Source organism: Salmonella sp. SAL04202, assembly GCF_046550775.1.
Classification (GTDB): domain Bacteria; phylum Pseudomonadota; class Gammaproteobacteria; order Enterobacterales; family Enterobacteriaceae; genus Salmonella; species Salmonella enterica.
Window position 1 is genome coordinate 254508 of record NZ_JBGDXK010000004.1, and the last position, 20851, is coordinate 275358.

General features: G+C 54.5%; 17 protein-coding genes. 8 read left to right on the plus strand and 9 right to left on the minus strand.

Translation table 11 applies throughout. The features are described from left to right. The first annotated feature begins 125 nt into the window (after positions 1-125). Positions 126-1424 (plus strand): penicillin binding protein PBP4B, encoded by a 1299-nt coding sequence (pbp4b, locus tag ACLJQJ_RS17480; RefSeq protein ID WP_000673293.1) that lies wholly within the window; start codon positions 126-128, stop codon positions 1422-1424. A 448-nt stretch (positions 1425-1872) separates the two neighbouring features. Here pbp4b and aegA read toward each other — a convergent pair whose 3' ends face one another. Next, positions 1873-3834: a formate-dependent uric acid utilization protein AegA gene (aegA, locus tag ACLJQJ_RS17485; RefSeq protein ID WP_063809300.1), complete on the minus strand. Its 1962-nt coding sequence runs from the start codon at positions 3832-3834 to the stop codon at positions 1873-1875. A 185-nt stretch (positions 3835-4019) separates the two neighbouring features. Here aegA and narQ point away from each other — a divergent pair, with 185 nt between their 5' ends. Together narQ and acrD are read left to right on the plus strand one after the other, a co-directional pair. After that, a complete protein-coding gene (gene narQ / locus ACLJQJ_RS17490) occupies positions 4020-5720 on the plus strand; it encodes a nitrate/nitrite two-component system sensor histidine kinase NarQ (protein WP_000216814.1) in 1701 nt (566 codons plus the stop codon). 184 nt (positions 5721-5904) lie between these two features. After that, positions 5905-9018 (plus strand): multidrug efflux RND transporter permease AcrD, encoded by a 3114-nt coding sequence (acrD, locus tag ACLJQJ_RS17495; RefSeq protein WP_063809301.1) that lies wholly within the window; start codon positions 5905-5907, stop codon positions 9016-9018. A 101-nt stretch (positions 9019-9119) separates the two neighbouring features. Here acrD and ypfM read toward each other — a convergent pair whose 3' ends face one another. Further along, the gene (gene ypfM, locus ACLJQJ_RS17500; RefSeq protein ID WP_001386977.1) at positions 9120-9179 is read right to left on the minus strand and encodes a protein YpfM; all 60 of its coding nucleotides are present in this window, start codon (positions 9177-9179) and stop codon (positions 9120-9122) included. A gap of 412 nt (positions 9180-9591) precedes the next feature. Here ypfM and ACLJQJ_RS17505 point away from each other — a divergent pair, with 412 nt between their 5' ends. Genes ACLJQJ_RS17505 through ACLJQJ_RS17515 form a run of 3 tightly spaced genes read left to right on the plus strand, consistent with a single transcriptional unit; the run spans position 9592 to position 11307 of the window. Further along, a complete protein-coding gene (locus ACLJQJ_RS17505; protein ID WP_000631923.1) occupies positions 9592-9948 on the plus strand; it encodes an ArsC family reductase in 357 nt (118 codons plus the stop codon). 3 nt (positions 9949-9951) lie between these two features. Continuing rightward, positions 9952-11079, plus strand: a complete 1128-nt coding sequence (gene dapE, locus ACLJQJ_RS17510) for a succinyl-diaminopimelate desuccinylase (protein WP_001277825.1) — start codon at positions 9952-9954, stop codon at positions 11077-11079. A 27-nt stretch (positions 11080-11106) separates the two neighbouring features. Beyond that, positions 11107-11307 (plus strand): YpfN family protein, encoded by a 201-nt coding sequence (locus tag ACLJQJ_RS17515; RefSeq protein WP_000383842.1) that lies wholly within the window; start codon positions 11107-11109, stop codon positions 11305-11307. A gap of 26 nt (positions 11308-11333) precedes the next feature. Here the strand turns inward: ACLJQJ_RS17515 and tmcA are convergent, their stop codons facing one another. The 5 genes from tmcA to dapA all read right to left on the minus strand — a co-directional run bounded on the left by tmcA (position 11334) and on the right by dapA (position 17179). Beyond that, complete coding sequence (gene tmcA, locus ACLJQJ_RS17520) at positions 11334-13352, minus strand: tRNA cytosine(34) acetyltransferase TmcA (protein ID WP_063809302.1); 2019 nt, start codon at positions 13350-13352, stop codon at positions 11334-11336. A 15-nt stretch (positions 13353-13367) separates the two neighbouring features. Further along, positions 13368-14231 (minus strand): neutral zinc metallopeptidase, encoded by an 864-nt coding sequence (locus tag ACLJQJ_RS17525; protein WP_001267523.1) that lies wholly within the window; start codon positions 14229-14231, stop codon positions 13368-13370. A 130-nt stretch (positions 14232-14361) separates the two neighbouring features. Further along, positions 14362-15075: a phosphoribosylaminoimidazolesuccinocarboxamide synthase gene (gene purC / locus ACLJQJ_RS17530; RefSeq protein WP_001171630.1), complete on the minus strand. Its 714-nt coding sequence runs from the start codon at positions 15073-15075 to the stop codon at positions 14362-14364. Positions 15076-15249: 174 nt separating this feature from the next. Next, entirely contained in the window at positions 15250-16284 is a 1035-nt protein-coding gene (bamC, locus tag ACLJQJ_RS17535; protein ID WP_000331877.1) for an outer membrane protein assembly factor BamC, read from the minus strand. A 16-nt stretch (positions 16285-16300) separates the two neighbouring features. Beyond that, the gene (dapA, locus tag ACLJQJ_RS17540; protein WP_000494020.1) at positions 16301-17179 is read right to left on the minus strand and encodes a 4-hydroxy-tetrahydrodipicolinate synthase; all 879 of its coding nucleotides are present in this window, start codon (positions 17177-17179) and stop codon (positions 16301-16303) included. Positions 17180-17324: 145 nt separating this feature from the next. On the opposite strand from dapA, the gene ACLJQJ_RS17545 reads away from it, so the two are divergent. Further along, positions 17325-17897: a glycine cleavage system transcriptional repressor gene (locus ACLJQJ_RS17545; RefSeq protein ID WP_000189061.1), complete on the plus strand. Its 573-nt coding sequence runs from the start codon at positions 17325-17327 to the stop codon at positions 17895-17897. Further along, complete coding sequence (bcp, locus tag ACLJQJ_RS17550; protein WP_001068686.1) at positions 17897-18367, plus strand: thioredoxin-dependent thiol peroxidase; 471 nt, start codon at positions 17897-17899, stop codon at positions 18365-18367. Before ACLJQJ_RS17545 ends, bcp begins: the two co-directional genes overlap by 1 nt. 46 nt (positions 18368-18413) lie before the next feature. Here bcp and ACLJQJ_RS17555 read toward each other — a convergent pair whose 3' ends face one another. Both ACLJQJ_RS17555 and ACLJQJ_RS17560 read right to left on the minus strand, forming a co-directional pair. Beyond that, complete coding sequence (locus tag ACLJQJ_RS17555) at positions 18414-19553, minus strand: glycerate kinase (protein ID WP_063809303.1); 1140 nt, start codon at positions 19551-19553, stop codon at positions 18414-18416. Positions 19554-19558: 5 nt separating this feature from the next. Next, positions 19559-20827 (minus strand): GntP family permease, encoded by a 1269-nt coding sequence (locus tag ACLJQJ_RS17560; RefSeq protein ID WP_061424876.1) that lies wholly within the window; start codon positions 20825-20827, stop codon positions 19559-19561. Between the last annotated feature and the right edge of the window lie 24 nt (positions 20828-20851).

Below are 20851 nucleotides of genomic sequence, written 5' to 3' on the forward strand. Positions count from 1 at the left end.
GCCGACTGAACGGATGTACAGCCATATTTTTCTGTCACTGCCATGACCATATTCTGCTTCTCCGGGCCGCAGAGTCCATGCTCGCGATATGATTTGACGGCCGGAGTGAGACTGAGGGAATCATCATGAAATTTACTCTCGTTGCGACGGTTCTACTGACGTTTTCCCTTTCAGCTTTTGCCGTTGAGTATCCGGTATTGACCACCGCGAGCCCTGATCAGGTGGGGTTTGATAGCCAAAAACTTCACCGACTTGATGGCTGGATTCAAAATCAAATTGATGCCGGATATCCCAGCATCAATCTTCTGGTGATAAAAGATAATCATATTGTTCTACAAAAAGCCTGGGGCTATGCCAAAAAATATGACGGTTCCACGCTGTTAGCCCATCCCATTCGGGCGACCACTAATACGATGTATGATCTGGCTTCAAACACAAAAATGTATGCCACTAACTTCGCATTGCAAAAACTAGTGTATGAAGGAAAAATAGATGTCAATGATTTGGTATCAAAATACATTCCCGGCTTTAAGGATATGCCTGGGGATAAAATAAAAGGCAAAGATAAACTCCGCATTATTGATATTCTTCATCACGTCGCGGGCTTTCCTGCCGACCCACAATATCCTAATAAAAACGTCGCCGGTAAATTATTTTCACAGAGTAAAAGCACTACTCTGGAGATGATTAAAAAGACACCGCTGGAATATCAACCTGGGTCGAAGCATATCTACAGCGACGTGGATTATATGATTCTTGGTTTTATCATTGAATCGATAACGGCAATGCCATTAGATCGCTACGTCGAAACCACCATTTATAAACCGCTCGGATTAAAACATACCGTCTTTAACCCGCTGATGAAAGGCTTCACGCCGCCGCAAATCGCCGCAACGGAACTACACGGCAACACGCGTGACGGCGTGATTCATTTCCCCAATATTCGCACCAATACACTATGGGGCCAGGTGCATGACGAAAAAGCCTGGTACTCAATGGGCGGCGTTTCAGGACACGCCGGACTGTTTTCTGATACCCATGATATGGCTGTGTTAATGCAAGTCATGCTCAATGGGGGCGGCTACGGTAACGTGAAGCTATTCGACGACAAAACGGTTGCGCAGTTTACTCGCCGCTCGCCAGAAGACGCTACCTTTGGTCTGGGGTGGCGCGTTAACGGCAACGCCTCAATGACCCCAACGTTCGGGGTATTAGCCAGTCCGCAAACGTATGGACATACCGGATGGACCGGAACGCTGACGTCTATCGATCCGGTTAATCATATGGCGATTGTGATTTTAGGTAACAGGCCGCACTCGCCGGTAGCAAATCCTAAAGTGAATCCGAATGTTTTTGTCAGTGGATTATTACCTGCGGCGACGTATGGCTGGATTGTTGACCAGATATATGGTTCCTTAAAATAAAAATTAAGAGCCTATCTCTGTAGGCGTTATTGGCGCAGCCAGTTTGGACACGGACAGCGCGCAAAAACCGGAGCGTACACGTAGTACGTGAGGTTTGACTCGCTACGCTCGCCCTTCGGGCCGCCGCAAGCGGCGTTCAAAACGCTAACGCGTTTTGGCGAGCACTGCCCAGGACCAAAATGGCAAGTAAAATAGCCCTAATGGGATAGGCTCTAAGAAGGGATTCTGATAGCGTCCCTTCCTTCAATTTACACTCTATTTTCAATACTAAGATTGGCCTCATCAGGCCTGTTAAACGTCGACCCGACGGGAAAATGTTTATCGCAGGGCGTCCAGCCCTGCGAGCGTCAACATTTCTGCAAACGGAGTAAGGTTAGCCAATAAGTTTAAGATTTTTTATCACTCAATCATTTAACCGTTCCAGGCCTTAACCGGCCTACAAATACGCTTATTTAGCTAACCAGTCGAGTATCCCCTGCGCAGCATGTCGGCCTTCTGCCATCGCCGTCACCACCAAATCGGCGCCGCGCACCGCATCGCCGCCAGCGAAAATTTTCGGGTTGGACGTCTGGTAACGAAACTCGCTCTCGACGCTGGCGGCAATACGGCCCCAGTTATCCACCTTCACTCCATGCGATTCCAGCCACGACATACCATGCGGATGAAAACCAAACGCCATAATGACCGCATCCGCCGGCATCACGAACTCGCTGTCCGGTACAGGTACCGGGCGGCGTCGCCCCTGACCATCCGGTTCGCCAAGCCGCGTACGCAAAAAGCGAATACCGCTGGCGCGCCCGTGCGTATCCAGCACCAACTCAACCGGCTGAACGTTAAATTCAAAGTTCGCGCCCTCTTCCCGCGCGTTTTTCACCTCTTTTTTCGACCCCGGCATATTGGCCTCATCGCGGCGATAAGCGCAGGTGACGTTGGCAGCGCCATGACGCAGCGCCGTACGTACGCAGTCCATTGCGGTGTCACCGCCGCCCAGCACAACCACGTTAAGACCCGCAGTATCAATAAACGGCTCGTCAGGCAACGCCGGAAGCCCCATCACCTGTTTGGTATTGGCGATGAGGAATGGCAACGCATCATATACCCCCGGCGCGTCTTCATTCGGTAAATCAGCCTTCATGGAACGGTAGGTTCCTACCCCGACAAAGACGGCGTCATAACTCTCCAGCAGCGTCTCCAGAGAAATATCTTTACCTACTTCGCAGTTAAGCTCGAAACGAATCCCCATCGCGCTGAAGATCTCCCGACGGCGCGCCAGCAGAGATTTATCCAGTTTGAAAGCCGGAATACCAAAGGTGAGCAAACCGCCGATTTCCGGATGGCGATCGTAGACGGTGGCGCTTACGCCATGGCGCGCCAGCACGTCAGCGCAGGCAAGACCTGCCGGCCCCGCGCCGATAATCGCCACGCGCTTGTCACTCTTCTGTACGTCCGACAGGTCGGGACGCCAGCCTTTGCTCAGAGCGCGATCGGAGATATAGCGCTCAATGTTGCCGATGGTAACCGCGCCATACTCATCGCGGAGTGTACACGCGCCTTCGCATAGCCGGTCCTGCGGACAGACGCGCCCGGTAATTTCCGGCAGGCAGTTGGTCTGGTGAGAAAGCTCTACCGCCGCATCAATATCGCCGGCTTTCACCAGTTCGATCCACTGGGGAATATGGTTATGCAGCGGACAGGTCCATTCGCAGATACTGTGTTCCCCGCATGTGAGGCAGCGGGACGCCTCACGCTCCGCCTGCGCGGCGCGAAACGGCAGATAAATTTCCTCAAAGGTGGTTTTACGCGCTTCAATCGCCAGTTTATCCGGTTCGCCGCGCGGCGGCGTCGCCTGCATACGCTCGACTTTGCTGCTTGCTGTCCCACGGTGTTGTGTATCAACGGTATGCCAGGGGCGAATCTCCTGCCGGGCGGTACGCAGCCGTCGCGTTTTAGCCAGACGGGTCAACGAGTCTTCGGTGACCAGTTGCAGCGCATCCGCCGGGCAATTTTCCACACAAGCCGGACCCTGTTCACGTCCCTGACACAGATCGCATTTATGCGCGCTGGCTTTGAACTGGTTTGGCGCGACGGGCGTCAATACCATCTGCATGGTGCCGAATGGGCAGGCGACGACGCAGGATTTACAGCCGATGCACTTCTGCGCATTGACCTGCACGCTGTCGTTAATATGCGCGATCGCGCCGTTCGGACAGCTACGGGCGCAGGGCGCATCTTCACAATGGTGACATGTGACCGCGCTGCGCTGGTGCTGATGTTTGATGACAGTAATTCGGGGCTGATAGCGCTGTGACGTCAGGACATGTCGCTCATCATTGTGAGCCATTACGCAGGCGACCTCGCAGGCATGGCAGCCCAGACACTGCTGGCTATTGGCCATAATAAAACGATTCATGGCATCCTTCTGTTTTGGTTGTAAAAACCTTATTCTTTATATGAGCATTGTTATTAACTGACGAAGGCGGGGTCGGCAATGTTCATCTGCCCAGGAAGCACAACTATCTGTCCAGAACCTGTGGCAGATCAATTTATTTCAAAGCAAATGCGATTGCGATTCAGCTAAATGCGGGGAGTGCCAGCGTGACGGTTAAACGCCCGGTCTCAGCCAGTCTGGCTAAGGCTTTTTTCTATATTGTGCTGTTGTCTATTCTGTCCACCGGCAGCGCATTACTGACGCTGACCAGCAGTTTACGGGATGCCGAAGCGATCAATATCGCCGGTTCGCTACGAATGCAGAGCTATCGGCTGGGTTACGATCTGCAAAGCCGTAGCCCGCAGATTAATGCGCATCGTCAACTTTTCCAGCACGCGCTCAACTCGCCGGTACTGCAAAATCTCAACGCCTGGTATGTGCCGCAGGCGGTGAAAACTCGCTATGCGCGCCTGCACGCCAACTGGCTGGAGATGAATAGCCGCCTACAGGACGGCGACATTGCCTGGTATCAGACCAATATCAACAATTATGTCGATCAAATTGATCTCTTCGTTCTGGCGTTACAGCATTACGCCGAGCGTAAAGTCATGCTGGTCGTCGCCATATCGCTGGCGGGCGGTATCGGCATATTTACGCTGGTCTTTTTTACCCTACGGCGTATTCGCCAGCAGGTCGTTCGCCCGCTGAATCAACTGGTCACCGCCAGTCAGCGTATTGAACATGGTCAGTTCGCCCCGCTGCCGCTGGATACCAGCTTACCCAATGAGCTGGGATTGTTGGCGAAAACGTTTAGTCAGATGTCGAGCGAGCTGCATAAACTTTATCGTTCGCTGGAAGCCTCGGTGGAAGAAAAAACGCACGATCTGCACGAAGCGCACCGCCGCCTGGAGGTGTTATACCAGTGCTCCCAGGCGCTGAATACCAGCCAAATCGACGTCCACTGTTTTCGCCATATTTTGCAAATTGTCCGTGAACATGACGCCGCCTGGTATCTGGAGTTAACCGTGGGCGATAACTGGCGGATTAGCGAAGGCACGCAAAGCCCCGACCTGCCGATGCAAATGCTGCCAGTGACGATGCAGGACACGGTCTATGGCGAACTCCACTGGCAAAGCCCCAACGTTAATGCCTCTACGCCGCTGCTGAACAGCGTCTCCACGATGCTGGGGCGTGGTTTGTACTTTAATCAGGCGCAAAAACACTTTCAGCAACTTTTGTTAATGGAAGAGCGCGCGACGATTGCCCGTGAGCTACACGATTCGCTGGCGCAGGTACTTTCTTATTTACGTATTCAGTTAACGCTTTTGAAGCGCGCCATTCCAGAAGATAACGCCGGCGCGCAAAGCATCATGGCGGATTTTTCCAGAGCGCTGAACGACGCCTACCGTCAGCTTCGCGAGCTACTCACCACGTTCCGTCTGACGTTACAGCAGGCCGATTTACCCTCCGCATTGCATGAGATGCTGGAAGATTTACAGAGTCAGACCCCGGCCAAACTCACGTTGGATTGCCGTTTACCCACGCTGGCGCTGGATGCGCAAATGCAGGTGCATTTATTGCAAATTGTGCGTGAAGCAGTCCTGAACGCCATTAAACACGCCAACGCGAGCGAAATCGCCGTGAGCTGCGTCACCGCGCCTGACGGCGATCATACTGTTTATATTCGCGATAATGGCATTGGTATCGGCGAACCGCATGAGCCTGCCGGACACTATGGTCTGAATATAATGCGTGAGCGCGCGGAGCGCCTTGGCGGCACGCTGAATTTTTCGCAACCCTCCGGCGGCGGCACACTGGTCAGTATCAGTTTTCGCTCCTCCAACAAGGAAGAGAGTCAGTTAACGTAAAGAACGGCAAATCGCCGGAAGGCCAGATGTCAGGCTTTCCGGCGTTGGCACAAAAAGTATGCTGTAAAAGCGCATGATAATTTACATTATCTCCTTTATTTCTCCACGTTTGGCTCGTAGCTTGCCGCTACAGTGAAGCAGTTCAAATCTATAACGATATGTAGAAACACGAGGTTTCCCTTTAATGGCGAATTTTTTTATCGATCGCCCCATTTTTGCCTGGGTGCTGGCTATCCTGTTGTGTCTGACAGGGGCGTTAGCCATTTTCTCTTTACCTGTTGAACAATATCCCGATCTGGCGCCGCCCAACGTACGTATTACCGCGAATTATCCGGGAGCGTCGGCGCAAACGCTGGAAAATACCGTAACCCAGGTTATTGAGCAGAATATGACGGGCCTCGATAATCTGATGTACATGTCATCACAAAGCAGCGGAACCGGACAGGCGACCATCACCCTGAGCTTTATTGCGGGAACCGATCCTGATGAGGCGGTTCAGCAGGTGCAAAACCAGTTACAGTCCGCGATGCGTAAACTGCCGCAGGCGGTACAGGATCAAGGCGTCACGGTACGCAAAACGGGCGATACCAATATTTTGACCATCGCTTTCGTCTCTACCGACGGTTCTATGGACAAGCAGGATATCGCCGACTACGTCGCCAGTAATATTCAGGACCCGCTCAGCCGCGTCAACGGCGTGGGCGATATTGACGCTTATGGTTCACAGTACTCTATGCGTATCTGGCTCGATCCGGCCAAATTGAATAGTTTTCAGATGACCACGAAAGACGTGACCGATGCAATTGAGTCGCAGAATGCGCAAATCGCCGTCGGGCAGCTTGGCGGTACGCCTTCGGTCGACAAGCAGGCGCTGAACGCCACCATTAATGCGCAGTCGCTGCTGCAAACGCCGCAACAATTTCGCGATATCACCCTGCGCGTTAATCAGGACGGTTCCGAGGTCAAACTGGGCGATGTCGCCACCGTGGAGCTGGGGGCGGAAAAATATGACTACCTCAGCCGTTTTAACGGCAATCCGGCTTCCGGTCTTGGCGTTAAGCTGGCCTCCGGCGCGAACGAAATGGCGACCGCGAAGCTGGTACTGGATCGCCTCAACGAGCTGGCGCAGTACTTCCCTCACGGCCTGGAATACAAGATCGCGTATGAAACCACCTCCTTTGTCAAAGCCTCGATTATCGATGTGGTCAAAACGTTGCTGGAAGCTATCGCGCTGGTTTTCCTGGTGATGTACCTGTTCCTGCAAAACTTTCGCGCCACGCTAATTCCGACGATCGCCGTGCCGGTAGTATTAATGGGCACCTTCTCCGTGCTTTACGCGTTCGGCTACAGTATTAACACATTAACCATGTTCGCGATGGTGCTGGCAATCGGGCTCCTGGTCGACGATGCCATCGTGGTGGTGGAAAACGTCGAACGTATCATGAGCGAAGAAGGGCTCACGCCGCGTGAAGCGACGCGCAAATCCATGGGACAAATCCAGGGGGCGCTGGTCGGTATCGCGATGGTGCTGTCTGCGGTATTCGTGCCGATGGCGTTCTTTGGCGGTACCACCGGGGCAATTTATCGTCAGTTTTCTATCACCATTGTCTCGGCAATGGTGCTGTCGGTGCTGGTCGCCATGATCCTGACGCCAGCGTTGTGCGCAACGTTATTAAAACCGCTGCACAAAGGCGAGCAGCACGGGCAACGCGGATTTTTCGGCTGGTTTAACCGTACCTTCAATCGTAATGCCGAACGTTATGAGAAAGGCGTAGCGAAAATTTTGCATCGCAGCCTGCGCTGGATTCTGATTTATGTTCTGTTGCTTGGCGGAATGGTGTTCCTGTTTTTGCGCCTCCCCACCTCCTTTCTACCGCAAGAAGATCGGGGCATGTTCACTACGTCTATCCAGCTACCGAGCGGCTCTACGCAACAGCAGACCCTGAAAGTTGTTGAAAAGGTTGAAAACTATTACTTCACCCATGAGAAAAACAACATTATGTCGGTCTTCTCGACGGTCGGTTCCGGCCCTGGCGGGAACGGGCAAAACGTCGCGCGCATGTTTGTTCGCTTGAAAGACTGGGACGCGCGCGATCCCACCACCGGCTCCTCGTTCGCCATTATTGAGCGGGCGACAAAAGCGTTTAACCAGATTAAAGAAGCTCGCGTCTTCGCCAGCAGCCCGCCGGCAATTAGCGGTCTGGGCAGCTCCGCCGGTTTTGATATGGAATTACAGGATCACGCCGGAGCAGGCCATGACGCGCTGATGGCCGCACGAGATCAACTCATTGAGCTGGCCGGGAAAAACAGTTCCTTGACCCGCGTGCGCCACAACGGCCTGGACGACAGCCCGCAACTGCAAATTGATATTGACCAACGAAAAGCGCAGGCGCTGGGCGTATCGATTGACGATATCAACGACACCCTGCAAACAGCCTGGGGATCGAGCTACGTCAACGACTTTATGGACCGGGGCCGCGTGAAGAAGGTCTATGTTCAGGCCGCAGCGAAATATCGTATGTTGCCGGACGATATTAATCTTTGGTATGTCCGTAACAAAGATGGCGGCATGGTCCCCTTCTCCGCCTTCGCCACCTCGCGCTGGGAAACCGGCTCGCCGCGTCTGGAACGCTATAATGGCTATTCGGCGGTAGAAATTGTCGGAGAGGCCGCGCCGGGAGTCAGTACCGGGACGGCGATGGATGTCATGGAGTCGTTGGTGCATCAGCTACCGGGCGGTTTTGGCCTGGAATGGACAGCCATGTCTTACCAGGAACGGCTCTCCGGCGCGCAGGGGCCCGCGCTGTACGCTATTTCGCTATTAGTCGTCTTCCTGTGTCTGGCGGCATTGTATGAAAGCTGGTCGGTGCCCTTCTCGGTGATGCTGGTTGTGCCGCTCGGCGTCATTGGCGCGCTACTCGCTACCTGGATGCGCGGGCTGGAAAACGATGTTTACTTCAAGGTGGGGCTGTTGACCGTTATCGGCCTCTCGGCGAAAAACGCGATTCTGATTGTGGAATTCGCCAACGAAATGAATCAGAAGGGACACGCGCTGTTAGACGCCACGCTGTACGCCAGCCGCCAGCGCCTGCGACCGATACTGATGACTTCGCTGGCGTTTATCTTTGGCGTATTGCCGATGGCCACCAGCACCGGGGCAGGCTCGGGTAGCCAACATGCTGTCGGAACCGGCGTGATGGGGGGAATGATCTCAGCAACCATTCTGGCTATCTTCTTTGTACCTCTGTTTTTCGTGCTGGTACGTCGCCGCTTCCCGCTGAAGCCGCGCCCGGAATAAGCTCCCGGCCAGCCTGATACGAGGTGTCGGGCACAAAAAAGGCGACTTTCGTTGAGTCGCCTTTTCTTATCCCCTATGGGAGCGCGGTGCCTTCCAGGCATTTATTTACGAAGCATGACTTCGATAAAATCTTTCCAGTTCCCCAGTTCACGTTCAATCATAATAGCCTCTCTTATTATTATGGGTATTCTACGTAGTTAGCGGTATAGAGAGAAGTTCATTTAACCGATTGTTGCGATATCCTCTGGTTATGCTGTCTATGATATTACTATGGCGCTGTAGCCGTAAATTTTATGTGACTTACTGCAATATTTAGCAACATTAATACCTTTTCTACTACTTTATCAAATCGGGTTAAAAAACAATCAATTGCATGTGCGCAAAATAGGATTTGTCCCGCGAATTATAAACAAGCCACATCTGGAACGTTTTGGAATCATTATTCACATTCACTCAACAATGTTATATTGATTGCCGATCAGCGCTGGATAAATAACCATTAACAGCCACACTTATTATCCCGCAGACGATACTATTGATTATTTATTCGAATTTCGCGTTAAAGGATTCAATATGATTACCCTCTATGGCATTAAGAATTGCGACACGATCAAAAAAGCGCGCCGTTGGCTGGAGGAGCATGGCATTGATTATCGTTTTCACGATTACCGTGTGGATGGCATAGACCTCCCCCTTCTTAATACCTTTATTGCCGAACTCGGCTGGCAGCCGTTACTGAATACGCGCGGCACAACATGGCGCAAACTGGATGAAGGCGACCGCAGCGGGATTACCGATGCCGACTCCGCCGCTGCTCTCATGGTTGAACAGCCGGCAATCATCAAACGCCCATTGCTCTGCGCGCCCGGGAAGCCTATGCTGCTTGGTTTCAGTGAATCCCGTTATCAGCAGTTTTTTGATGAGGTGTAGTCTATGTCGTGCCCGGTTATTGAGCTGACACAGCAACTTATTCGTCGCCCCTCCCTGAGTCCGGATGACGCAGGCTGTCAGGCATTAATGATTGAACGCCTGCGTAAAATCGGTTTTACCATTGAGCATATGGATTTTGGCGACACGCAAAATTTTTGGGCATGGCGTGGGCGTGGCGAAACGCTGGCGTTCGCCGGGCATACTGACGTCGTACCGGCTGGCGATGTCGATCGCTGGATCAATCCGCCGTTTGAACCTACGATTCGCGACGGAATGTTGTTCGGTCGCGGCGCGGCGGATATGAAAGGTTCACTGGCGGCCATGGTAGTGGCTGCTGAACGTTTTGTTGCGCAGCATCCTCATCACCGGGGCCGTCTCGCATTTTTGATTACCTCTGATGAGGAAGCCAGCGCAAAAAATGGCACCGTAAAGGTGGTTGAAGCGCTGATGGCCCGTAACGAGCGGCTGGATTACTGTCTGGTCGGCGAACCTTCCAGTACTGAAATTGTGGGTGATGTCGTCAAAAACGGGCGTCGCGGTTCCCTCACCTGTAACCTCACTATTCATGGCGTTCAGGGGCACGTCGCCTATCCGCATCTGGCGGATAACCCTGTTCATCGCGCCGCGCCTTTTCTTAATGAACTGGTCGCTATCGAGTGGGATCGGGGCAATGACTTTTTCCCGGCCACCAGTATGCAGGTAGCCAATATCCAGGCAGGCACCGGCAGCAATAATGTCATTCCCGGCGAACTGTTCGTGCAGTTTAACTTCCGTTTCAGCACGGAACTGACCGATGAGATGATCAAAGAGCGGGTACATGCGCTGCTTGAGAAGCATCAGCTACGTTATACCGTAGACTGGTGGCTTTCCGGCCAGCCGTTCCTGACCGCACGCGGCAAGCTGGTGGACGCGGTGGTAAACGCCATTGAGCACTATAATGAAATTAAACCGCAATTACTGACGACGGGCGGTACGTCCGACGGACGTTTTATCGCCCGTATGGGAGCGCAGGTGGTAGAACTGGGGCCGGTGAACGCCACCATTCATAAAATTAATGAATGTGTGAATGCCGCCGATCTCCAGCTACTGGCCCGTATGTATCAACGCATTATGGAACAGCTCGTCGCCTGATGAGCGTTCCGGTAAGAGGAAATAAGCATGGACTGGCTGGCAAAATATTGGTGGATTCTGGTATTGGTGTTTCTGGTAGGCGTACTGCTGAATGTGATCAAAGATCTCAAACGCATCGACCATAAGAAATTCCTTGCCAATAAACCTGAGCTGCCCCCGCATCGCGATTTTAACGATAAGTGGGACGATGAAGAAGACTGGCCGAAGAAAGATCAGCCGAAAAAGTAACCGGATATCATGCCGGACAGGTATCGCTATCCGGCATGGTCCCCACCGCCGGGCATTACGTCGCGCAAACGCTGCGTTCGTCCGGCATCCAGCGCAATCAGCGCCTGCGCCGCCTGCGCACGCTGCAACGCCAGCAGAGCTTTACGGCCTGAAATGCGTAGCCGGGCGCACAGTTCGGCATCGCTGGCTTTTTCCTCCAGCCGCCCTCTCAGCGCCGGTAATGGTAATGCGCTGTATTGCAGTAAACGATGCAGGCAACCTAACGATGTCAGTAGCGGGCGGTGCGCGAACGCAAAGCCGACCAGCTCACGCCAGTCTTCATCATTAAGCGCCTGTTCGTCTAACGCCGCCAGCGGTATCGCCTCGCCGTTCCACTGCATCAGGATGTCCGCATCGCGGCGCAAACGCCGGTGTTCCTGCTGCGCCAGCCGTTTTCCCGCGTCGCTCAGCGGCAATAACGCCATCGCCGTATAGCAACCGCTGCTCGCCTCCCGATGGTTGCCCATCCGTACCAGTACAAAGCCGCAGCGTTGCCAGAAACGCCACAGCTCCGGCGTATAGCCGAAGCTGACGGAAAGATAATCACACTGCGCCGCCTGCATGCACGCGCAGGCAATCAACTGCTGACCGATGCCTTCACGCTGGCGAGCGGGGTGCACTGCGATACGGCTTACGCGACGCCCAACCAGCGTCGCGGCTAAAGGGTCGCTACCGTGCGCCGCCAGCGACTGCGCCACCAGATTTCCACGCGGCCGCCGGAAACCGCCCCATACAGCGTGACTGAGTTCTGCGGATAACCCACCCTCTTCGACCAGCCAGAGGGCGCCCGCCACACGGTTATTCGCCGTAGCCTGCAAGAAATGCTGTCCTGGCGCATCCATCATTCGGCGCAGATCCAGCGGCGAAGTACGATAGTGCGCCCCCGACAGTAACTGATACACAGCCCTCGGCAACGCGGGCGTCTCCCTCCAGGCCTGCTGGTAAAACGCCGAGATTGCTATCCCGCCATGCGGCGCCTGCGCAAACGCTTCATCGTCGAATATCAGCGCCTCGCTGACGATATTTTCCAGCGGGCATTCTGGCGCCCAGCGGACAGGCTGACGAAGCGTGAAGCGGTGAAGCTGCGGAAAACGGGCGCAAAACTTAAGTAAAAAACCGCGTCCGGTGCCTTCGTAGCCCTGAACGGTGGTGGTGAGTAGTATGCGGGGAAAGCGCGAAACCAGTTGCAGCAGCAGCGGCGTGGGGATTGCCGCCGCCTCGTCAACCACCAGCCAGTCGGCTCTTGCCCCGCTCGCCAGCAACGCATCCGGCGCCATAAAGCAGAACCGCTCACCGGCAAACGCTGCCAGGATATCCGTTGCCGTTTTCGCCGGTGCGGTCACGATAGCCGTGCCCGCCATCCGGGAGATGAATTGCCCGGCCAGCGCCGATTTGCCGCGCCCACGGGGGGCAATCACCGTCGCCACGCCGGGCGGCATTTCACGTAAACGCGATAAGATAGCCGCCTGCTCCGGCTGCGGCTCGCCGGTGGCGGGTCGCCAGCGTCCACGGAAAGGATAAGATGGCCAGCAAAACGGCTGGCGCTGTCGCCAAAGCAGCGTTTGCGGATCGCGGGAAAGAGTCCGTTTAAGATGCTGTGCAAACTGCGGTGTAGGGATAGGCTGCGCGCAGTCGCTCCAGCGCAGTGAATCGGTATCAGGCCTGCTTTCCCACGTCTCGTACGGCGGCATCAGCAGAAGCAGCCAGCTTCCGGCCTGCAAGGTCCCGCTCAGGGCGGCAAACGCTGCGGCGTCAAAGCCCTGCCAGGCATCAAATATCGCATGACGGAATTCACGGCCCAGCAGCGTTTGTAACGCCTGTGGCGTACAGCGCGGCTGGGCGGGCGCGTCAGGCGCGACCCACAGCCAGTCACCGGGCAATACAGCGCGTATCGCCTCGGCCCGTTCCCGGCACCACGCCGCATCGCCGCTGATGACCAGTAAACGGCGAATACCTTCCTGTGTCATTTGCGACGTTAACGCCCGTAGCGCATCGATATCAGACATCCCTGCCCCGGTTTATCAAAAGTTTTTGCCAAACGTATTACATTGCGCCGGGTCACCGCTGTCAAATCCACGCTTAAACCAGCTGTAGCGCTGTTCTGAGGTGCCGTGGGTAAAACTATCCGGCACGACGCGCCCCTGCCCCTGTTGCTGTAAGCGATCGTCGCCGATAGCCTGTGCGGCATTGAGCGCCTCTTCCAGATCGCCCGCCTCCAGTACGCCTTGCTGCTGCATACTGTGTCCCCACACGCCGGCAAAGCAATCCGCCTGTAGTTCCATGCGCACCGAAAGGCGATTCACCTCCGTTTGCGACGCGTTTTGCTGCAACTGGCGTACTTTCGGCTCAATACCTAACAGTTTTTGTACGTGGTGGCCGACTTCGTGGGCGATGACATAACCCTGAGCAAAATCACCGTCCGCGCCCAGCTTATTTTTCATATCATCGTAAAATGAGAGATCGATATAGACGGTGCCGTCCGCCGGGCAGTAAAACGGCCCCATCACGGACTGACCCGCACCACAGCCGGTGCGCGTCATACCACGGTACATCACCAGTTTTGGCTGCTGATAGCCGCGCCCCATTTTTTGAAAGAGTTGCCCCCAGGTATCTTCGGTCGTCGCCAGAATCACCGAGGTAAATTTTGCCGCTTCATCATCATTGGGGCTTATCGAACGCGTCGACTGCTGCTGCGAAACCGGCTGACCGGTCAACAGACCGGTTAAATCCACCCCATAGTACCCTGCGACCAACACCACCACCAACAGAATGATGCCGCCTTTTCCGCGCGGAAGACGAAAGCCTGGGCCACCCAGCGAGGGGCCGCCTGGCCGATTACGTCTGTCCTCTACATTGTTACTTTCACGACGCCCTTGCCAGCGCATAATCACCTCATTCTCTCTTTGTTATACAGATGATCGTAGGCGGTCAGGCGCAGGATTACCACAGGTAAACGCTATCAGAATGAGGAAAGGATGATACCGGAGAGCGGTTGCCCTCCGGTCAGAAGCGGAATTAATCTAATTTCACGCCCAGTCGATGCGCGACGGCTTCATAGGCTTCAATCAGACCGCCCAGGCTCTGGCGGAAGCGGTCTTTGTCCATTTTGTCCAGCGTCTCTTTATCCCACAGGCGGCTACCGTCCGGCGAAAACTCATCGCCCAGCACCACTTCGCCTTTATACAGGCCAAACTCCAGTTTGAAATCCACCAGGATAAGACCCGCGTCATCAAACAGTTTTTTCAGTACGTCGTTGGCTTTGTAGGTTAGCTCTTTCATACGCGCCAGATTTTCCTGACTTACCCAACCGAACGTTTCACAGTAGGAACTATTCACCATCGGGTCGTGCAGCGCGTCGTTTTTCAGGAACAGATCGAATATCGGCGGGTTAAGCTCCATGCCTTCTTCCACGCCCAGACGCTTGACCAGCGACCCAGCCGCACGGTTGCGCACCACACATTCAACCGGCACCATCTCCAGCTTCTTCACCAGACACTCGGTATCAGACAGCAAACGTTCCATCTGGGTCGGGATGCCCGCCTCGGCCAGTTTGGTCATAATGAAATGGTTGAATTTGTTATTTACCATGCCCTTGCGATCAAACTGTTCAATGCGCGCGCCATCCCCTGCTGACGTATCATTGCGGAATTCGAGCACCAACAGGTCCGGGTTTTCCGTGCTGTATACGGTTTTCGCTTTACCACGATACAACTCAGCTTGCTTTTGCATCTTTAACACTCCTGGGTGTGAATTAACGATAAGTATTCATTTCCTGCTACGCCTGCCGGAGACGTCGGCCTGTAATTGTGGTGCGAAATAGCGGTTAAATCGCGTTTTTGTACCGACGCACACGTTTGCGTATCTTATCAGAAAAAAGGGCCGGATTACTCCAGCCCTGTTAAATTACTTGTTGAACGCTGCCTGGAAGACGGCAACCAGCGCGTCGTTCTGGCTTTGCGTCAGAGTATGCCCCTTAGGATCGATAAACTGCAAGCTGCTGCGGTTATCTAAATCGCCGACCTGCAATTTATAGTCTCCGGATGCCAGGCCCGGGTCGCTAGCGCCCAGATCCCGCCAGTCGCTGTCAGACAACGGTTTGTACGTTACCGCCATGCTGCCCTGAGAGCGAGTGCTGTCGGTGACTTTCATGCCCACTTTTTCCAGCGCGGCCGGGAGGCGTTGCCACACGAGGTTGAACGGACCGCGAACGACCAGCATAGGTAAACCGGTATCATCAGCGGCGCTCTGCACATCCATCGTTGCGGCGGAACGGTTCTGCGCGGCATTTGCCGCATCCGTAGCGGTCTTATCCAGACCGGCGGAAATGACGTTCATCATTTCCGTGCTATAGCGCTGCAGCGACGCCGCGTCAGCGACCGGCTTGCCAGCCTGTTCCAGATTAACCAGTTTTACCGTTACCGCCTGCTGATAGCCCTGCGGCTTCACCGAGATTTGATAACGTCCACGATACTGTTCGTCTTCATCCAGGCGGTTCCAGTTCACCCAATCGGTCGTCAGGGTCTGGCTGGCATCGTCACGTTTTTCAATCGGATAATTTTTCGCCTGAATCACGCTGACGACTTGCGGCCACAGCGTGCTGCTACGACCATTTTCCACCAATAGCGTAGCGGTATCGCCAGAGAACTGGGTACGCGCGCCGCTCACTAACGCTAACGGCTGCGCTGGCGGACGGATATCCAACGCCTTACCAACCGCGCCGCTCCCCTTCGTGACCGGAATAACGTAGTCGCCGGTCGTTATCGGCAGGATCATTCCTGCCGGGGCGTGAAGTTCAGCAAGCGGCGCGGCATCCAGATAGGATTCATCGCCGCTTACCTGGCGCTTGTAGCGCGAATCGGAACTACAGGCAGCGAGCAGCAAAACAAGCGAAACACCCGCAACCTTCGCCAGGCGCGACTTTTGTACTGAGTAAGCCATCAAATCTCCCTAAACTTTACAGCAGGCCAGCATGCTGAAGCGCTGCTTTGACGATGTCACGACCATGGTCCGTGATAGGCGTCATTGGCAGGCGCAGCGTGTCGGTCGCCACAAGACCCAATGCCTTACATGCCCATTTCACCGGGATAGGATTGGGTTCGACAAATAGTTTGTTGTGTAACGGCATCAGACGCTGGTTGATAGCGCGCGCCTCGGCAAATTGCCCTTCCGCCGCCAGTTTGCACATGTCAGCCATCTCGCGCGCCGCTACGTTAGCCGTAACGGAAATCACGCCATGACCACCCAGTTGCATAAAGTCCAGCGCAGACGCGTCATCGCCGCTAAGCAGAATAAAATCGTCTGAAACCAGCTCTTTGATCTGGTGAACGCGGGTTAAGTTCCCTGTCGCCTCTTTGATAGCGATAATATTTTTTATTTCCGCCAGACGACCCACGGTTTCCGGCAACATATCGCAACCGGTACGGGACGGCACATTATACAGAATTTGCGGCAAGTCAGTGTGTTCCGCGATGGCTTTGAAATGCTGGAACAAACCTTCCTGCGTCGGGCGATTGTAGTACGGCGTTACCGTCAGGCAGCCAACAATGCCGCTATCGTTAAAACGCTGCGTCAGGCTAATCGCTTCCGCGGTCGCGTTTGCGCCCGTGCCGGCGATAACCGGAATACGTCCGTCAGCCAGTTCCAGCGTCATCATCACGACATCGCCATGTTCATCATGGCTTAGCGTGGCAGACTCGCCGGTGGTGCCAACCGAAACAATCGCCGAGGTACCGTTGGCGACATGATAATCAATGAGTTTTTTCAGGCAAGACCTACTGACGTTACCTTTCTCATCCATCGGCGTAACAAGCGCGACAATACTTCCCGTGAACATGGGCCATCCTCTGTGCAAACAAGTCTCTCAATGGTACGTTTGGTATGGCAATAAAAGCAAGCGACCAAAGCCGTTCTGATTGTTGTATGCAGGTTTTTTTTATGGTTTCCTTAAGATTACCTCACCGCTCAAAGGAATAACTGGTTTGACACCGTCATCACAACACTATTTGGTTATCACTGCGCTGGGCGCCGACAGGCCCGGTATTGTGAATACCATTACTCGCCATGTCAGCAGTTGCGGCTGTAATATCGAAGACAGCCGACTGGCGATGCTGGGCGATGAATTCACGTTTATTATGCTGTTGTCCGGCACGTGGAACGCGATTACCTTGATTGAATCGACATTGCCGTTAAAAGGCGCGGAGCTGGATCTGCTGATTGTGATGAAACGGACGTCCGACCGCCCCCGCCCGGCAATGCCCGCGACGGTATGGGTTCAGGTTGAGGTCGCCGACTCCCCGCATTTAATTGAGCGATTCACCGCGCTGTTTAATAGTCATGAAATGAATATTGCGGAGCTGGTCTCCCGCACGCAGCCGGCTGAAGGTGATAAAGCTGCGCAATTATTTATTCAAATCACCGCACATAGCCCGGCGTCGCAAAATTCCGCAAATATTGAGCAAGCCTTTAAAGCACTATGTACAGAACTCAATGCGCAAGGCAGTATAAACGTCGTCAATTACTCACAACATGATGAACAGGATGGAGTTAAGTAATGAATCCACTGAAAGCCGGTGATATCGCACCGAAATTTAGCTTGCCGGATCAAGACGGGGAACAAGTAAATTTGACCGACTTCCAGGGACAGCGCGTTCTGGTTTATTTCTACCCAAAAGCCATGACACCCGGCTGTACCGTGCAGGCCTGCGGCTTACGCGATAACATGGACGAGCTCAAAAAAGCAGGCGTGGACGTGCTGGGCATCAGCACCGATAAACCTGAAAAACTCTCCCGTTTCGCTGAAAAAGAGCTGCTGAACTTTACCCTTTTGTCCGATGAAAACCATCAGGTGTGTGAACAGTTCGGCGTCTGGGGCGAAAAGTCGTTTATGGGCAAAACGTATGACGGCATTCACCGCATCAGCTTTTTGATTGACGCTGATGGTAAGATTGAACACGTCTTTAATGATTTTAAAACCAGCAATCACCATGATGTGGTGCTGAACTGGCTGAAAGAAAACGCGTAAAAGCCTCAGGCCGCGCTGATGTGCGGCCTGGAAAGGGAATGCGCCGTCAGGCTTGCCGCGCCAGACGCCATATCGCCGCCACATTGCGCGCCGACAGGCTCAGGTTATATTCCGCCTCGAGTAAGGCTTCCGGCAGCGTAACGATATGCGACAAAATCGACAGCGCTGCATCGATACCCTGCTGATACACAACGTGATGATCGTGTTGCAGCCCACCGGCGAGCGCGATAACCGGTTTATGATACCGCTTCGCCACTCTGGCGACGCCAATCGGCGTCTTGCCGCAAATACTTTGGCTGTCCAGCCGCCCTTCTCCGGTAATCACCAGATCGGCATCTTTAACCGCCTGCTCAAGCTGTAGCGTTTCCACAACAATCTCTACGCCGGCGCGTAATTCCGCATTGAGCAATCCTAAAAGCGCGGCGCCCATTCCACCTGCCGCGCCCGCGCCGGGAGCGTTAATCACCTCACGTCCCGTAGCCTGATAAATATGTCGGCCCCAGTTTTCCAGCGCCGCGTCCAGGGTGTTCACCATTTCCGCTGTCGCCCCTTTTTGTGGGCCAAAAATGGCCGATGCGCCCTGGGGACCACACAGCGGATTGTTGACATCGCACGCCACGGTTATCGATACCTTACGCAGCAATGGGTGACAACCGGACAGATCGATAGAGGCCAGCGCCGCCAGCGCCTCGCCGCCCGGAGAAAGCGAGCGCCCCTGTTTATCGCGCAATATAACGCCAAGCGCCTGCATCATCCCCGCGCCGCCGTCATTCGTCGCGCTGCCGCCAATTCCCAGAATAATACGCTTTACGCCACGCTCCAGCGCCGCGACGATTAACTCGCCGGTGCCGTAGCTGGTGGTATTAAGCGGGTTGCGCAATTCAGGCGAAACGTGATGCAGCCCGGATGCCGCCGCCATTTCAATCACGGCGGTATCGCTATCGCCCAGCATTCCCCAGCGCGCGGTCACCGGTTGCCCAAGCGGGCCTTGTACCCACTGGTCGACATAACGCCCGCCGCTGGCCTCCACCATTGATTGTACGGTTCCTTCCCCGCCATCCGCCATGGGCACTTTAACGTAGTCGGCGTCAGGATAAATTTCGCGGAACCCCTTTTCTATCGCCTCAGCGACCGCCATTGCGGACAAACTTTCTTTAAATGAATCAGGAGCAATAACAATTTTCATAGGGATTATCCTGCAAAACCAAAGAAACCGAACATCAGAGTAGAAATAAGGGTAATGGCTAGCCCCACCAGCGTTTCATATGGCATTAGCTTTAAACGTTCATGAATTTGCATATTGACGCTGCCGCCCGTCGCGTGGAAAAAGCTGCCGTGCGGCAGATGGTCCAGCACCGTGGCGCCCGCATGGATCATAGCGGCTCCCGCCAGGGCGGAAACGCCAAGTTCAAGTAACGTGGGAGAGAAAACGCCGGACGCCACCGCCGTTCCCGCCGTGGTTGAGGCCGTCGCCATTGACATCATGGCGCCAGACACGGGCGCCAGCAGCCAGGATGGCAATCCCGAAGCGGTGAGGCCATGAATCAGGACATCTTTAAGTTCGGAATTAGCGATAATGCCGGCCAGCGTACCGGTTCCCAGCAACATAATAGCGACAGGCGCCATACGCATCAGACCAGCGACCATGTACTGGTTACAGTGGCGCGCGCGTCCCATCAACAGCAGACCGACCAATCCCCCTACGGGCAGGGCAATTAACGGGTCAATGGAAATGCCGGCAAACGGACGGAGAGAAAGCAGAAAAATAGCGACCAGCGGCGCGCTAATCGCCACCAGAAAACCGGGTCTGGCGACGGAGTCATCATGGTGAGTCACTTCATGATCGGCGACGCCCGCGCCTTTATTATTCAGCCGTTTCGCTAACAGATAGGCGATAATAAGCCCAACGATGCCCGGAACCACGCCCGCCAGCATAATAGAGGTAAGAGGAACATGAAACGCATCGGAGGCGGCAATAGCGTTCGGGTTGGGTGACATCACGTTACCCGCTTTGCCGCCGCCAACCATCGCCAGCAGAATAGCGCTTTTTGACAGCCCTGCATTACGCGCAATCGACAGCGCAATCGGCGCGACGGTAATCACCGCCACATCAATAAATACGCCGACGGCGGTCAAACATAGTGTGGCAATGGCTAATGCCAATAATGCCCGGGTTTCCCCCACTTTGCGGACAATCGTCTCAGCAATCGTATTCGCCGCCCCGGACTCAATTAATACGCCCGCCAGTACGCCTGCGGCCAGAATACGCAATACGGCATTAACGATGCCCTGCGCGCCTGACACCATCAGCGACACGGTTTGCAGAAGATCGGCACCGCCAATCAAACCGCCGACCAGCGCGCCCGCCATCATGCCGTAGGCTGGCGACACTTTTCTTAAAATTAATACGATGGCCACAACCAATGCGGCAATGGCTCCCAGGGTGGATATCGACGTCATATACTGCGCCTCCTTTAACATGGA

Coding starts and splice junctions, on each gene's coding strand:
- pbp4b (WP_000673293.1), top strand. CDS start 126: ATGAAATTTACTCTCGTTGCGACGGTTCTACTGACGTTTTCCCTTTCA.
- aegA (WP_063809300.1), bottom strand. CDS start 3,834: ATGAATCGTTTTATTATGGCCAATAGCCAGCAGTGTCTGGGCTGCCAT.
- acrD (WP_063809301.1), top strand. CDS start 5,905: ATGGCGAATTTTTTTATCGATCGCCCCATTTTTGCCTGGGTGCTGGCT.
- ACLJQJ_RS17505 (WP_000631923.1), top strand. CDS start 9,592: ATGATTACCCTCTATGGCATTAAGAATTGCGACACGATCAAAAAAGCG.
- dapE (WP_001277825.1), top strand. CDS start 9,952: ATGTCGTGCCCGGTTATTGAGCTGACACAGCAACTTATTCGTCGCCCC.
- ACLJQJ_RS17515 (WP_000383842.1), top strand. CDS start 11,107: ATGGACTGGCTGGCAAAATATTGGTGGATTCTGGTATTGGTGTTTCTG.
- tmcA (WP_063809302.1), bottom strand. CDS start 13,352: ATGTCTGATATCGATGCGCTACGGGCGTTAACGTCGCAAATGACACAG.
- ACLJQJ_RS17525 (WP_001267523.1), bottom strand. CDS start 14,231: ATGCGCTGGCAAGGGCGTCGTGAAAGTAACAATGTAGAGGACAGACGT.
- purC (WP_001171630.1), bottom strand. CDS start 15,075: ATGCAAAAGCAAGCTGAGTTGTATCGTGGTAAAGCGAAAACCGTATAC.
- bamC (WP_000331877.1), bottom strand. CDS start 16,284: ATGGCTTACTCAGTACAAAAGTCGCGCCTGGCGAAGGTTGCGGGTGTT.
- dapA (WP_000494020.1), bottom strand. CDS start 17,179: ATGTTCACGGGAAGTATTGTCGCGCTTGTTACGCCGATGGATGAGAAA.
- bcp (WP_001068686.1), top strand. CDS start 17,897: ATGAATCCACTGAAAGCCGGTGATATCGCACCGAAATTTAGCTTGCCG.
- ACLJQJ_RS17555 (WP_063809303.1), bottom strand. CDS start 19,553: ATGAAAATTGTTATTGCTCCTGATTCATTTAAAGAAAGTTTGTCCGCA.
- ACLJQJ_RS17560 (WP_061424876.1), bottom strand. CDS start 20,827: ATGACGTCGATATCCACCCTGGGAGCCATTGCCGCATTGGTTGTGGCC.